Raw genomic sequence first — 12,951 nt, forward strand, 5'->3', positions numbered from 1 at the left:
CCCGAGCCCTCGGCGGGCCTCAGCGGGCCAGCCCCTGGGTCTGCTCCACGCGCCGCAGCAGGTAAGGGAAGAAGGGGTTGGACGTGGCACGCTGCAGCGCGCCCATGTCCATCACCAGCGCACCCCGCTCGCCCCGCAACGACAGGTCACCCAGGTGGATGCCGAAGTCATCGGCCGGGTCGGGGCGCCGGCCATACAGCCCATCGCTCTCGGGGAAGGGCACAGCCACGTGGGACAGCGAGAACAGCTCACGGGGGAAGGTCAGCTCCAGCGGCGTCACCCACTCTTCCCGCGCACCGGCTTCGGTCACCCGCTCGACCACCTCGCGGCTGCTCGCCGTGACATTGGTGACCACCGCCGTGCGGTAGTTGCGCGGCGGCGGCGGCAGCAGGCGCGCCAGCGCCAGGCTCGCCTCCAGCCGCAGCAGCGGGCCGAAATCCACCGAGCGGTTGATGTCGAACAGCACCAGCTCGCTGCCGTTGTCCGGCAGCAGGCGGTAGAGCCCGTCCACCACCGCTGGCGTGCTCACCGTGGCATCCACCACCGACTGGAAGGTCAGCAGCGGCGGCATCGCACTCAGGCCGTCACGGTGCGAGGCCCGCTGCAGCTGTTCCTGCAGGGCCGCCGTGAGCAGGTAGGACTGGCGCGCGCCGTTGACCGGAAAGGAGTTGTACTTGAACGGGTTGTACTCGGGCAGCAGGTCCAGCCAGGCGGCCTTGGCGAAGGCCGGGAACACCGCCGGCCAGCCCGCCACCCCGGCGAAACGTGCATAGCCGGCGACGCCCACCATGGGCGAGAGCAGCACCAGCCGCTCGGCCCGGGGCAGCGCTGGGTCCTCCAGGGCATCCAGCGAATACTTCAGCGCCAGCGCGCCGCCATTGGAGTAACCCACCAGCCGCAGCGGCCGCGACTCGCCCACCAGGCGCCGGGCCTCGCGCACGGCCAGGCGGGTGGCGGCCAGCCACTGCTGCCAGCTCACGTCGGTCAGCGCCGCCGGCACCGTGCCGTGGCCCGGCAGGCGCAAGCCCACCACCACGAAGCCCGCCTGGCGGTAGCGCAGCGCCAGGTGGCGCAGGCTGTAGGGCGAATCGGTGAGGCCGTGCAGCATCACCACCGCGCCCACCGGCTCGCCTTCCGGGCGCAGCACGTAGGAACGGTTCCAGTCTTGGTGGAAGTGCCCGGGGTAGAGCGGGCTACCGGGGAAGTAGCGGTTCGCCGGCACCCGTTCCTCAGGCTCAAGGCGCTCGCTGACCTGCTGGCGCACCTGGTCGAAGACATGGGCTTCGGCCCCCATCCAGGCGGCCCAGTCCGCCTGGTCCAGGGCCTTCTCGTCGAGCTCGTCCGGCACGAAGCGGTGCCAGGGCAGCAGCGCCGGCTCGCCCTGGATATCCAGCACCCGCACGGCGAAGACCAGCAGCACCGCCAATGCCATCAGCAAGGCGCCACGCCCCAGCCACCGGATGATCCCTGTACGCATCGCCCCGCTCCCGTCTTCAGGCCCCTGCCAGCAACCAGTCCAGCCCCATGCGTACATGCTCCTCGGTGCTGTCCACCAGGGGCAAGGGCGAATCACAACCGTCCAGCAGCAGGCCGATCTCGGTGCAGCCGAGGATCGCCGCCTGGGCCCCCTCGTCCTTGAGCTGCTGCAACTGTGCCAGGTAGAAGGCCCGCGCCTCGGGCAGGAAGCGGCCCAGGCACAGCTCCTGGAAGATCACCCGGTCGATCTCCACCATCGCCGGCGCATCCGGCACCTGCACGCGAATGCCGAAGCGCTCGCCCAGGCGTTGCCGGTAGAAATCCTCCTGCATGGTGAAGCGCGTGCCCAGCAGCGCCGCCCGCTCGCAGCCTTGCGCCTTGAGGGCCGCCCCCACACCGTCACCGATGTGCAGCAGGGGGATGTCCACCGCCGCCTCGATCGCCGCCGCCACCTTGTGCATGGTGTTGGTGGCCAGCAGCAGGGCCCCGGCGCCGGCACGCTCCAGGCCTTGCGCAGCGGCAGCCAGCTGGCGCCCTGCCTCGTCCCAGCCACCGGACTTCTGCAGGGCGGCGATGCCGGCGAAATCCACCGAATGCAGCAGCAACGGCGCCGAATGCAGGCCGCCCCGCGCATCGCGCACGCCTTCGTTGAGCAGGCGGTAATAGCTCAGGGTCGACTCCCAGCTCATGCCACCCAGTACACCCAGCAACCCCATGACGCGTTCTCCCGAGCAAAATCCCAGCCTAGCCCAGGCAGGCGTGCTGCCTGGACATACAGTTATCCGGCGATGGGCAGGTACAGCCGCAACGGGCCACCCGAACCTTTGAAAATGGAATATGAACCTGCGGAAATCTTCTTAGACTCTCTAAGCAAAGCCGCTTATCTTCGCCGCCTGCTTATTCCAGCCTGTTCTACCACCCACTGTCAGGCACCGTACCCCGCATGAAGATCCGCAATCTCGACCTCAGCCAGAGCCCGATCAACACCGAGCACGAGGCACTGGGTATCCCCCCCGTCGAGGACTTCGTCAGCCACCCCGACAACCACCCGGTGCTGCGCGCCGCGATGTGGTTCGCCGTGCTGGTGCTGGTCAGCCTGCTGGGCTTCCTCGCCTGGCGCCTGTTCTTCGGCGACCACGGCGGGGCCACCGGCCTGGACATCATCGAACGCACCCTCAGCAGCCCGACCTTCTGGAGCGCGGTGGCCGTGGGCTTCCTCGCCCAAGTGGTGGATGGCGCGCTGGGCATGGCCTACGGCATCACCGCGACCACCTTCCTGCTCACCGCCGGCGCCTCCCCCGCTGCTGCCAGCGCCAGCGTGCACATCGCCGAAGTCTTCACCACCGGGCTCTCGGGCATTTCCCATGTGAAGCTGGGCAACGTCAACAAATCCCTGTTCCTGCGCCTGCTGCTGCCCGGCATCATCGGTGCGGTGCTCGGCGCCGTGCTGATCACCACCTTCGACGGCGCCGCGCTCAAGCCCTTCATTTCCGCCTACCTGCTTCTGATGGGCCTGTACATCCTCAGCAAGGCCTACCGCCACGTCGCCCAGCGCCGGGCGCCGAAGCACGTGGCCAAGCTGGCCCTGTTCGGCGGTTTCGTCGACGCCGCCGGCGGCGGTGGCTGGGGTCCGGTGGTCACCAGCAGCCTGCTGGGCTCTGGCAGCGATCCGCGCACCACCATCGGCTCGGTGAACTTCGCCGAGTTCTTCCTGACCATTTCCAGCGCCACCTCCTTCATCCTCCTGGCCGGTGAGCTGAACACCTGGATGCTGGTGGCCGGGCTGGTCTTCGGCGGCCTGTTCGCGGCGCCCTTCGCCGCCATGCTGTGCAAGAAGCTGCCAGCGCGCACCCTGCTGACCCTGGTCGGCACCCTGATCACCCTGATCAGCGCTTTCAACATCTACATGGCCCTGCGCTGATCGGGCGGTTCTAGCCACCGAACTTTTCGGTCTAGCCGCGCCAGCCGCTGATTGCTCCAGGTCATTGACCGCACCCCTTCCGCTTTCACATGCTGCGCTCCTTCATCAGCCCCGAAGGAACGCAGCCACAATGAAACCGGAAACCCTCGCCATCCACGCCGGCTACAGCCCCGACCCGACCACGCGTGCGGTGGCGGTACCGATCTACCAGACCACCTCCTACGCCTTCGACGACACCCAGCACGGTGCCGACCTGTTCGACCTCAAGGTGCCCGGCAACATCTACACCCGCATCATGAACCCCACCAACGACGTGCTGGAGAAGCGCATCGCCGCGCTCGAAGGCGGCGTCGGGGCCCTGGCCGTGGCCTCGGGCATGGCCGCCATCACCTACGCCATCCAGACCGTCGCCGAAGCCGGCGACAACATCGTCTCGGTGGCCAAGCTCTACGGCGGCACCTACAACCTCTTCGCCCACACCCTGCCGCGCTCCGGCATCCAGGTGCGCTTCGCCGCCCACGACGACATCGCCGCCCTGGAAGCGCTGATCGACGAACGCACCAAGGCGGTGTTCTGCGAGTCCATCGGCAACCCGGCGGGCAACATCATCGACCTCGCCGCCCTGGCCGCCGCTGCGCACCGCCATGGCGTGCCGCTGATCGTCGACAACACCGTAGCCACGCCCATCCTCTGCCGCCCCTTCGAACACGGCGCGGACATCGTCGTGCACTCGCTGACCAAGTACATCGGCGGTCATGGCAACAGCATCGGCGGCATCGTCGTCGACTCCGGCAAGTTCCCCTGGGCCGAGAACAAGGCACGCTTCCCGCTGCTCAACACCCCGGACGCCTCCTACCACGGCGTGACCTACACCGAAGCCTTCGGCCCCGCCGCCTTCATCGGCCGCTGCCGCGTGGTGCCGCTGCGCAACATGGGCGCGGCGCTGTCGCCGTTCAACGCCTTCCTCATCCTCCAGGGCCTGGAAACCCTGCCCCTGCGCATGGAACGCCACACCGAGAACGCGTTGAAGGTCGCCCACTTCCTCCAGGCCCACCCGCAGGTGGCCTGGGTGAAATACGCCGGCCTGCCGGACCACCCCGAGCACGAACTGGCCCAGCGCTACACGGCAGGCAAGCCGGCGGCGATCCTGTCCTTCGGCATCGTCGGCGGCGCCGAGGCGGGTGCGCGCTTCATCGACGCGCTGAAACTGGTGGTGCGCCTGGTGAACATCGGCGACGCCAAGTCCCTGGCCTGCCACCCGGCCTCCACCACCCACCGCCAGCTCAACGACGAGGAGCTGGAAAAGGCCGGCGTGCCGCGCGACATGGTGCGCCTGTCCATCGGCATCGAGCACATCGACGACATCCTCGCCGACCTCACCCAGTCCCTCGAGGCCGCACGGGGCTGATGCCCAGGGGTTGATATTCGGCAGGTCGGCTCCAGATCAGGGGAATCTGTTCCGGAGCCGACCATGACCGATCCCCTGATGATTCCCTGCGCCCACTGCGCCGGGCTCAACCGCATCCCCGCCGAGCGCCTGGGCGACTCGCCCCGCTGCGGTCACTGCAAGTCCGCCGTGATCCCCGCCACGCCCTTCGACCTCAACGAAGCCGGCTTCGCCAAGCAACTGCGCGGCGACCTGCCCTTGCTGGTGGACGTCTGGGCCGACTGGTGCGGCCCCTGCAAGGCCTTCGCCCCCACCTACCAGCAAGCCGCCGCCCAGCTCCACGGCCGCTGCCGACTGGGCAAGCTGGACAGCGAGGCCAACCGCCAACTGGCCGGGCAGCTCAACATCCGCTCCATTCCCACGCTGATCCTGTTCAAGGGCGGTGTCGAAGTCGCCCGCCAGAGCGGCGCCCTGCCCCTGCCGCAACTGCTGGGCTGGCTGAAGAGCCAGGGCATCTAGAACGTCGGGGCGGGCGCCGCTTCGGCTAGCCTTGCCCGGCGTACATCTCGTTCAGCGCCCGCTGCATCTCCTCGGCGGAGACCTGGCGCTTGTGCGTGGAGATGGTCCAGGTGTTGCCGAACGGGTCGATGACCCGGCCTTCCCGCGAGCCGAAAAACATATCGGCCACCGGGCTCAGCTCCCGGGCGCCTTCGCGTATCGCCCGGGCGAAGGTCGCGTCCGAATCGGGCACATAGATCTGCGCCAGCAGCGGCTGCTCCGGCCAGCCTTCCATCGACTCGCCGAGGTTGATCCGCGAGTCGCCGAACCTCAGCTCGCAATGCACCACCTTGCCGTCCGGCGTCGTCAGGCGTAGCAGCTCTTCCGCGTCGAACACCGCCTGGTAGAACCTGACGGCACCGGCTAGGTCGCTGACGATGCTGTTCGGGGTAACAGTATTGAATCCCTGTGGTTTGAAGGTGGCGTTCATGGGCTTTCCCTGCTGGTTCGAGCGAGCGCGACATGCGCAGGCCGATGATTACCCTAGGCAATGAAGCGCGTCCGTTACAGGCTCAACCTCCCGGTGAAAGTCCCACCTAACGGCCGGGTCCTGATCGTTTCGGTCACCCGTGCTGGCCGTCCCGGTCATTGCCGCCGACGCGCATCCGGCTAGGCTCCAGGCATTCGTCCAGCCGGAGTTCGCCATGCAATTCAACGAAGAAATGGCCCGCCACTTCACCGAAGATAAGATCGCCTTCGTCCGCCGCACGGGCCTCAAGGCCCTGACCCTGGAGCCGGGCCATGTGCAACTGCTGATGCCCCTGGCCGGCAACGAGAACCACATCGGCACCCTGTACGCCGGCGCCCTGTTCACCCTGGCGGAGATTCCCGGCGGCGCGCTGTTCATCACCAGCTTCGACACCCGTCGCTTCTACCCCATCATCAAGGACATGAGCCTGCGCTTCCGCCGCCCGGCCAAGGGCGACATCAGCGTCGAGGCGCGCATCGGTACCGAGGAGATCGAGCGCATCCAGGCCGAGGCGAGTGCCAACGGCAAGGCCGACTACCTGCTGGAGCTGGACCTGGTGGACGCCACCGGCGAGGTGGTGGCGCAGAGCCGTGGGCTTTACCAGCTGCGCGCCCACTGAGCCCGGGGGCGGATTGCCCTGGATCAAGTTGCCGCGCGGCGAATTGCCCCAGAGTGGCACCTCACCCGGAGGTGCCATCCATGTTCAGCCATATCCTCATCGCCCATGACCTGAGCCGCGAGGCCGACCTCGCCCTGCAACGCGCCGTGGACCTCGCGCGCCAGTACGACGCCCGCCTGACCCTGCTGCACGTGCTCGAAGACCACCTGCCCAATGCGCTCCAGGAAAACCTGCGCGAAGGCGCCCAGCGCCTGTTCCAGCAGCGCCTGGAACAACTCGGCGCGCCGCCCACCCAGGTGCTGCTGCGCAAGGGCCGCCCGGCGCTGCAGATTCTCGAAGAGGTGGAAGAAAGCAGGGCCGACCTGCTGGTGATCGGCAACCACCACCACAACGCACCGGAGCTGTTCATCGGCACCACGCTGGAGCGCGTCGCCCGGCACATCGACATCCCCTTGCTGCTGGCGGTGGGCGAAAAACCCGCCCCCTACCGCAAGGGCCTCACCGCGCTGGACTTCTCCCTCTGCGCCTGCGACGCCCTGCGCAGCGCCTGCAGCCTGCTGAGCGCCGAAGGCCACCTGCTGGCCGTGAACGTGATGGAGGTGACCGGCCGCCTGCTGGCCAAGGCGGGCAGCGCCGGCGAATACCTCAAGACCCAGCGCGAGTTGCTGGAGCAATTGCTGAAGGATGAACTGGGCAACGTGAAGGCCGCCCCGAGGATCAGCCTGGAGGTCACCCACGGCACCCTGCCACGCGCCCTGGACGAGGCCATCGCCGCGACCCAGCCGCAGTTCGTCACCCTCGGCAGCCACGGCCGCAGCATGATCTCCCAGGCGCTGCTGGGCAGCCTGGCGCTGCATTACCTGCAGCGCCCGCCCTGTGATGTGTTGGTGGTGAAGTAGGCGGCAAAGCCGGAAGCCGGAAGCCGGAAGCCGGAAGCTTCAAGCTTCAAGCTTCAAGCTTCAAGCTTCTAGAAGATTGTGCAGCTCGACGAATTGCTGGGTCAGCTTGTGGCTGCGGTCCAGGTGGATCAGCGGGGTGCAGGCCTGGTGGGATTCGCGCATCTTCACCGAGCTCATCAGGTTCACCGGCAGCACCGGCAGGCCTTCGGCGACCAGCTCGTCCAGCAACTGCTGGGGCAGGCTGGCGCGAGGCTGGAACTGGTTGACCACGATGCCTTCCACCTCCAGGCCGTCGTTGTGGTCTTCCTTCAACTCCTCGATCTCGGCCAGCAGGCCGTAGAGGGCATTGCGCGAGAAACTGTCGCAATCGAAGGGGATCAACACGCGATCGGCCGCGATCAGCGCCGAAACCGTATAGAAGTTCAAGGCCGGCGGCGTATCCAGGTAGATACGGTCGTAGTCCTCGGCCAGCTCGTCCAGCAGTTTCGCCAGCTTGTTGATCTTGTGCTTGGCCTCGAGCTTGGGCTGCAGGTCGGCCAGCTCCGCCGTGGCGGTGATCACATGCAGGTTGTCGAAGGGGGTTTCGTAGATATCGACCTTGCCCTTCTTGCCGAAGGGGCCGGAAGAGAGGGTCTGCTTGAAGAAATCGGCGATCCCCATGGGAATGTCGTCGCCGGTGAGGCCGGTCAGGTAGTGAGTGGAGTTGGCCTGCGTGTCGAGGTCGATCAGCAGCGTGCGATAACCCTCCGAGGCACTGACCGCCGCCAGGTTGCAGGCGATGCTCGACTTGCCCACGCCGCCCTTCTGATTGAACACCACTCGCCGCATCGCACACCTCCCGGATCCCTTGGATAGTCCCGGATTCTATGCAAAGCCCGTGACAAGGGCGAGCACTGCCGGGGCTTTCTTACCGGCGGATATTTATGTGCCTTACATCTGAAGATTGTGTCTGAAGTTTGCGAAGTAACCCGACGCTCGGGGATAATGCGGCACTTTGCTATGGCGTCATCGACAAGGCCTTTGTCGTTCAGGGATTGCCAGTCGACAAGGACGCCCGACAGGGGCCGAAAAGAGCTCTTAGCGTGACTCACTTCAGCATCGAACAATGGCGTGCCTGGGCCCCGGGCCTGGAAAGCGAGGACGACTGGCGCGCCTGGTGCAGGCAGCCGTTCGCGCCCGCCGACAGCGAAATCCAGCCCGATGTCTCCTTCCTCCCCGCCATGCAGCGGCGCCGCCTGTCGCGCCTCGCACGCATGGCGATGAGCGTCGCCTGGCCCCTGGCCGCCGAGGGCGAGCAACTGCCCATGGTGTTCGCCTCGCGCCACGGCGAGACGCCGCGCACCCTGGCCCTGCTGCAGGACCTGGCGCGCGGCGAGCCGCTGTCACCCACCCAGTTCAGCCTCTCGGTGCACAACGCGATCATCGGCCAGTGGTCGATCCTGCGCGGCGACACCAGCGAGATGACCGCCCTGGCCGCCGAAGGCGATGGGCTGGAGCACGCGGTCCTGGAAGCCGCCGGCATGCTCGCCGAGGGTGCCCCGGCCGTGCTGCTGGTGATCACCGAGGAAAGCCCGCCGGAGATCTACCGCCCCTGGGTGGAGGACGTGCCCTTCCCCTACGCCGTCGCCCTCAGGCTCGCGCCCGGCGACCAGTGGCAGCTGAGGCTGTCCCCCGAAGCGCCGGAACAGGCGCCGGAACCCTGGCCCCACGCACTGGGCCTGCTGCAAGCACTGCTCAACGATCTGCCCCACCGTCAGCATCAATGGAAGAGCCGTAAATGGACCTGGCAACGCAACCGGCCCTGAACGCCCGCCCCAACGCCCCCTACTGGTGGCGCCTGATCGCCACCGCACTGTCCTTCACCCTGTTCGGGGTCGGCGGCGTGCTGCTGCGCATCGTCGTGTTCCCGCTGCTCTCGCTGCTGCCGGGCGATGCCACCGACCACCGCCGCCGTGCCCGCGCCACCACCAGCCGGCTGTTCTGGCTGTTCGTCCAGTTCATGTACCGCAGCGGCGTGCTCACCTACGAGGTGGAAGGCGCCGAACGCCTGGGCCGCCCCGGGCAGATGATCATCGCCAACCACCCCTCGCTGATCGACGTGGTGGTGCTGATCGCCCTGATCCGCGACACCAACTGCGTGGTCAAGCAGAGCCTGTGGGACAACCCCTGCATGCGCGGCCCGATCCGCGCCGCCCAATACATCAGCAACAGCGGCAGCATGGACATGCTCGACGAGGCCGCCGCCGCCCTGCAGGAAGGCCAGACCCTGATCGTCTTCCCCGAAGGCACCCGCACCACGCCGGGGCAGGCCCCGCAATTCCACCGTGGCGCGGCCGCCATCGCCCTGCGCGGCGCCCGCATCCTCACCCCGGTGACCATCAGCGTGACCCCGACCACCCTGACCAAGGCCGAGCCCTGGTACAGCATTCCGTCGCGGCGCTTCCACTTCCACCTGCGTGTCGGCCAAGACATCGACCCGCAGAGCTTCGCCTCACAGGGGTCGGCACCCATCGCTTCACGCCGCCTCAACGACCATCTGCATCAACATTTCATGAAGGAGCTCGGCCTGGATGAGCGCTCTGCAACTTGAGATCAAGAACCTGATCATCGAGGCCCTGGGCCTCGAAGACATCGGCCCCGACGACATCGACGCCGAACAGACCCTGTTCGGCGAAGGCCTGGGCCTGGACTCGGTGGACGCCCTGGAACTGGGCCTGGCCATCCAGAAGCGATTCGGCATCAAGATCGACGCCGATGCCAAGGACACCCGCAAACACTTTGCCAACGTGGCCAGCCTCGCGGCCTTCGTCTCGGCACAGAAAGCCGCCTGAGGAAAAGACCGCGATGCAAACCCGTGACGAGATCTTCACCACCCTGCGCGACGCCCTGGTCGAACTCTTCGAGCTGGACCCGGCGCAGATCAGCCTGGAATCCAACCTCTACGAGGACCTGGAGATCGACAGCATCGACGCCGTCGACCTGATCGACCACATCAAGCGCCACACCGGCCGCAAGATCGCCGCCGAGGACTTCAAGGCCGTGCGCACCGTCAGCGACGTGGTCGAGGCCGTGCACCGCCTGGTGAACGAGCCCGCATGAGCCGCCTGATCGGGCTGCTGCTGGTGCTGGCCGGGCTGGGCTACCCCTTCGCCGTGTACTACGGCATGGAGCACCTGTCGCCGCGCCTGTTCGCCCTGCTGCTGGGCGGCCTCTGGCTGGCCCGCAGCCTGAGCGCCGCGCAACGCCCCGGCAACCGCTGGACGGCCGTCGCCGCCCTGGGTTTCTGCCTGCTGCTGGGGCTGGTCAACCAGGCCGACCTGCTGCGCTGGTACCCGGTGCTGATGAGCGCCGTGCTGCTCGGCCTGTTCGGCGCCAGCCTGCTCCACGGCACCCCGCTGGTGGAACGCATGGCACGCCTGCGCGAGCCCGAGCTACCCGAGGTGGCGGTGCGCTACACCCGTCGCGTCACGGCCGTCTGGGCCGGGTTCTTCCTCGCCAACGGCCTGGTCGCCGCCGGCCTCACCCTGTGGGCGCCGCTGAGCTGGTGGACGCTCTACACCGGCTTCATCGCCTACCTGCTGATGGGCCTGCTGTTCGCCGTTGAATGGCTGGTGCGCCAGCGTGTACGGAGGTTCGCGTGAGCTGGATCGCCCTGCAAGACCTGCTGCTGCAGGCCGACCCGCGACGCCCGGTCACCCTGGCCCCGGCACTGGACCAGGCCGCCCTCGCCGAACAGGCCCTGCGCCTGGCCGGCGCCCTCCGGACCCGTGGCGCCCGGCGCGTCGCGCTCTACCTCGAAGACGGCGCCGAGCTGGCCGCCGCCCTGCTGGCCGCCTGGCGTGCCGGCATCGACGTGCTGCTGCCGGCCGACGCCCAGGCGCAGACCCGCAAGCGCCTGGCCGAACGCTGCGACCTCTGGCTCGACAGCCTCGACGGCCTCGATGGCGAGCCGCTGGCCCCTGCCGCGCTGGACCTGGACGCCTGCCGCCTGGTGCTGTGCACCTCCGGCTCCAGCGGCGAGGCCAAGCTGATCGACAAGACCCTGCGCCAGCTGGCCAATGAAGTCCAAGCCCTGGAAACCCTCTGGGGCGCCGACCTCGCCGGTGCGACCCTGGTCGCCAGCGTCTCCGCCCAGCACATCTACGGCCTGCTGTTCCGCGTGCTCTGGCCGCTGTGCGCCGGCCGCCCCTTCGTGCGCCGGGCGCAGCCCTTCGCCGAGGACATCCAGCAGGCCAGCCTGGAAGCCGGCGACTTCGCCTGGATCGCCAGCCCCGCCCTGCTCAAGCGCATGGGCGACAACCTCGACTGGCCCGCCCTGCGCGGCGTGCGCCGGATGTTCTCCTCCGGCGGCGCCCTGCCCGCCGAAGCCGCCGCCGAGTTGCAGCAACGCCTCGGCCAGTGGCCCACGGAAATCTACGGCAGCTCCGAAACCGGCGGCATCGCCTGGCGCCAGGGCGGCGCCCTGTGGCAGCCCTTCGCCGGCGTCGAGCTGGGCCGGGACGAGGAAGGCGCGCTGAACCTCGCCTCGCCCTACCTGCCCGCCGGCCACCGCGAACAGACCGCCGATGCCGTGCGCATCGACGCCGACGGCCGCTTCGAACTGCTCGGCCGGCTCGACCGCATCGTCAAGCTGGAAGAAAAACGCATCTCCCTGCCCATGCTGGAACAGGCCCTGGGCGAACACCCCTGGGTGACCGAGGCCCGCCTGGGCGTGGTGCAGGAAGGCCGCGCCTTCCTCGGCGCGCTGGTGGCCCTGAGCACCGAGGGCATCCATGCCCTGCGCAACCAGGGTCGGCGCACCGTCACCGAGACCCTGCGCCGCCACCTGGCCGGCCACTGCGAAACCATCGCCCTGCCGCGCCGCTGGCGCCTGCTGCGCCAGTTGCCCTGGAGCAGCCAGGGCAAGCTGCCCCAGGCGCTGGTGGAGAACCTGGTCAAGGCCCACCGTCCGAAGACGGTGGAGCCACTGGCCAGCCGCGAAATCGACGGCGAATGGCAGCTGGACCTGGAAGTGCCGCTGGACCTGGCGCACTTTTCCGGCCACTTCCCACGCACACCGGTCCTGCCCGGCGTGGTGCAGATCGACTGGGCCCAGCACCTCGCCCGCCAGGTCATGACCCTGCCCCCGCGCTTCGCCGGCATGGAAGTCCTCAAGTTCCAGCAACTGGTCCGCCCCGGCGACCGCCTGCAACTGTCCCTGCGCTTCGACACCGACAAGGGCAAGCTCTACTTCGCCTACCGCAACGGCGAAGCCGCCTGCTCCTCCGGGCGCATTCTGCTGGTGGCCGACCATGCGTAAGGCCAGCGCTGCCCTCTCAACCGTGGATATGAACCTGCCGCTCTGGATCGGCGAACACCTGCTCGTGCCCGGCTCAGAAGGTGGGCGGGGCAAACGCCCCTTAAGGGGTCCGAATGCAGGCGTTGCGCGAGAGGCGTGTCAGGCCGTGGATCGCCTGTCGCGCCGGGCTCCCGGCGCAACGATGGGAGCGAGGGCACCCCGGCGCAGCCGGGGCCGGATGCAGGGGCAAGTTTTGGGATTCCTTTTCACCGGGCTGGCGACCCAGCGACTGGAAAAGGGACTCGCCCGGCAAGGCGAAACAGAGACTCGACGCACACTCGGCC

Annotated in this window: 15 protein-coding genes; 11 read left to right on the forward strand and 4 right to left on the reverse strand. The window is 68.1% G+C overall.

Features of this window, described 5'->3' with window-relative positions; all coding sequences use genetic code 11:
* Positions 1-19: 19 nt before the first annotated feature.
* Complete coding sequence (locus tag RTW82_RS15130; RefSeq protein WP_316925586.1) at positions 20-1,477, reverse strand: alpha/beta hydrolase; 1,458 nt, start codon at positions 1,475-1,477, stop codon at positions 20-22.
* A gap of 16 nt (positions 1,478-1,493) precedes the next feature.
* A complete protein-coding gene (locus RTW82_RS15135; protein WP_316925587.1) occupies positions 1,494-2,192 on the reverse strand; it encodes an aspartate/glutamate racemase family protein in 699 nt (232 codons plus the stop codon).
* A 227-nt stretch (positions 2,193-2,419) separates the two neighbouring features.
* Here RTW82_RS15135 and RTW82_RS15140 point away from each other — a divergent pair, with 227 nt between their 5' ends.
* The 3 genes from RTW82_RS15140 (at position 2,420) to trxC (ending at position 5,303) form a co-directional block, all read left to right on the forward strand.
* Complete coding sequence (locus RTW82_RS15140) at positions 2,420-3,397, forward strand: sulfite exporter TauE/SafE family protein (protein ID WP_021219826.1); 978 nt, start codon at positions 2,420-2,422, stop codon at positions 3,395-3,397.
* A 130-nt stretch (positions 3,398-3,527) separates the two neighbouring features.
* On the forward strand, positions 3,528-4,805 hold the full coding sequence (locus tag RTW82_RS15145) for a bifunctional O-acetylhomoserine aminocarboxypropyltransferase/cysteine synthase (RefSeq protein ID WP_021219827.1): 1,278 nt from the start codon (positions 3,528-3,530) through the stop codon (positions 4,803-4,805).
* 63 nt (positions 4,806-4,868) lie between these two features.
* Positions 4,869-5,303, forward strand: coding sequence for a thioredoxin TrxC (gene trxC, locus RTW82_RS15150; protein WP_316925588.1), 435 nt, complete (start codon positions 4,869-4,871; stop codon positions 5,301-5,303).
* A gap of 25 nt (positions 5,304-5,328) precedes the next feature.
* Here trxC and RTW82_RS15155 read toward each other — a convergent pair whose 3' ends face one another.
* Positions 5,329-5,772, reverse strand: coding sequence for a VOC family protein (locus tag RTW82_RS15155; RefSeq protein ID WP_316925589.1), 444 nt, complete (start codon positions 5,770-5,772; stop codon positions 5,329-5,331).
* A gap of 214 nt (positions 5,773-5,986) precedes the next feature.
* On the opposite strand from RTW82_RS15155, the gene RTW82_RS15160 reads away from it, so the two are divergent.
* Positions 5,987-6,430, forward strand: coding sequence for a YiiD C-terminal domain-containing protein (locus RTW82_RS15160; RefSeq protein ID WP_316925590.1), 444 nt, complete (start codon positions 5,987-5,989; stop codon positions 6,428-6,430).
* Between the two features lie 80 nt (positions 6,431-6,510).
* Entirely contained in the window at positions 6,511-7,329 is an 819-nt protein-coding gene (locus tag RTW82_RS15165) for a universal stress protein (protein WP_316925591.1), read from the forward strand.
* Between the two features lie 60 nt (positions 7,330-7,389).
* On the opposite strand, the gene RTW82_RS15170 is transcribed toward RTW82_RS15165, so the two are convergent.
* Positions 7,390-8,157, reverse strand: coding sequence for a ParA family protein (locus tag RTW82_RS15170; RefSeq protein ID WP_271104185.1), 768 nt, complete (start codon positions 8,155-8,157; stop codon positions 7,390-7,392).
* A 254-nt stretch (positions 8,158-8,411) separates the two neighbouring features.
* Between RTW82_RS15170 and RTW82_RS15175 the strand changes: the two genes are divergently transcribed.
* Genes RTW82_RS15175 through RTW82_RS15200 form a run of 6 tightly spaced genes read left to right on the forward strand, consistent with a single transcriptional unit; the run spans position 8,412 to position 12,628 of the window.
* On the forward strand, positions 8,412-9,134 hold the full coding sequence (locus tag RTW82_RS15175) for a beta-ketoacyl synthase chain length factor (RefSeq protein WP_316925592.1): 723 nt from the start codon (positions 8,412-8,414) through the stop codon (positions 9,132-9,134).
* On the forward strand, positions 9,107-9,919 hold the full coding sequence (locus RTW82_RS15180; protein ID WP_263151494.1) for a lysophospholipid acyltransferase family protein: 813 nt from the start codon (positions 9,107-9,109) through the stop codon (positions 9,917-9,919). The genes RTW82_RS15175 and RTW82_RS15180 overlap by 28 nt, the downstream gene beginning before the upstream one ends.
* Entirely contained in the window at positions 9,900-10,160 is a 261-nt protein-coding gene (locus RTW82_RS15185; RefSeq protein WP_021219835.1) for a phosphopantetheine-binding protein, read from the forward strand. Before RTW82_RS15180 ends, RTW82_RS15185 begins: the two co-directional genes overlap by 20 nt.
* A 13-nt stretch (positions 10,161-10,173) precedes the next feature.
* The gene (locus RTW82_RS15190) at positions 10,174-10,428 is read left to right on the forward strand and encodes an acyl carrier protein (protein ID WP_021219836.1); all 255 of its coding nucleotides are present in this window, start codon (positions 10,174-10,176) and stop codon (positions 10,426-10,428) included.
* Complete coding sequence (locus RTW82_RS15195; RefSeq protein ID WP_316925593.1) at positions 10,425-10,970, forward strand: hypothetical protein; 546 nt, start codon at positions 10,425-10,427, stop codon at positions 10,968-10,970. Before RTW82_RS15190 ends, RTW82_RS15195 begins: the two co-directional genes overlap by 4 nt.
* Positions 10,967-12,628, forward strand: a complete 1,662-nt coding sequence (locus tag RTW82_RS15200) for an AMP-binding protein (RefSeq protein ID WP_316925594.1) — start codon at positions 10,967-10,969, stop codon at positions 12,626-12,628. The genes RTW82_RS15195 and RTW82_RS15200 overlap by 4 nt, the downstream gene beginning before the upstream one ends.
* The last annotated feature ends 323 nt before the right edge of the window (positions 12,629-12,951 follow it).

It is taken from the genome of Pseudomonas sp. zfem005, assembly GCF_032621735.1.
GTDB classification, from domain to species: Bacteria; Pseudomonadota; Gammaproteobacteria; order Pseudomonadales; family Pseudomonadaceae; genus Metapseudomonas; species Metapseudomonas solani.

Bases quoted from the DNA above. Each gene is read 5' to 3' on its own strand.
- RTW82_RS15190 (WP_021219836.1), top strand. From the start codon at position 10,174: ATGCAAACCCGTGACGAGATCTTCACCACCCTGCGCGACGCCCTGGTC.
- RTW82_RS15170 (WP_271104185.1), bottom strand. From the start codon at position 8,157: ATGCGGCGAGTGGTGTTCAATCAGAAGGGCGGCGTGGGCAAGTCGAGC.
- RTW82_RS15140 (WP_021219826.1), top strand. From the start codon at position 2,420: ATGAAGATCCGCAATCTCGACCTCAGCCAGAGCCCGATCAACACCGAG.
- RTW82_RS15135 (WP_316925587.1), bottom strand. From the start codon at position 2,192: ATGGGGTTGCTGGGTGTACTGGGTGGCATGAGCTGGGAGTCGACCCTG.
- RTW82_RS15155 (WP_316925589.1), bottom strand. From the start codon at position 5,772: ATGAACGCCACCTTCAAACCACAGGGATTCAATACTGTTACCCCGAAC.
- RTW82_RS15185 (WP_021219835.1), top strand. From the start codon at position 9,900: ATGAGCGCTCTGCAACTTGAGATCAAGAACCTGATCATCGAGGCCCTG.
- trxC (WP_316925588.1), top strand. From the start codon at position 4,869: ATGACCGATCCCCTGATGATTCCCTGCGCCCACTGCGCCGGGCTCAAC.
- RTW82_RS15165 (WP_316925591.1), top strand. From the start codon at position 6,511: ATGTTCAGCCATATCCTCATCGCCCATGACCTGAGCCGCGAGGCCGAC.
- RTW82_RS15195 (WP_316925593.1), top strand. From the start codon at position 10,425: ATGAGCCGCCTGATCGGGCTGCTGCTGGTGCTGGCCGGGCTGGGCTAC.
- RTW82_RS15180 (WP_263151494.1), top strand. From the start codon at position 9,107: ATGGACCTGGCAACGCAACCGGCCCTGAACGCCCGCCCCAACGCCCCC.
- RTW82_RS15145 (WP_021219827.1), top strand. From the start codon at position 3,528: ATGAAACCGGAAACCCTCGCCATCCACGCCGGCTACAGCCCCGACCCG.
- RTW82_RS15130 (WP_316925586.1), bottom strand. From the start codon at position 1,477: ATGCGTACAGGGATCATCCGGTGGCTGGGGCGTGGCGCCTTGCTGATG.
- RTW82_RS15160 (WP_316925590.1), top strand. From the start codon at position 5,987: ATGCAATTCAACGAAGAAATGGCCCGCCACTTCACCGAAGATAAGATC.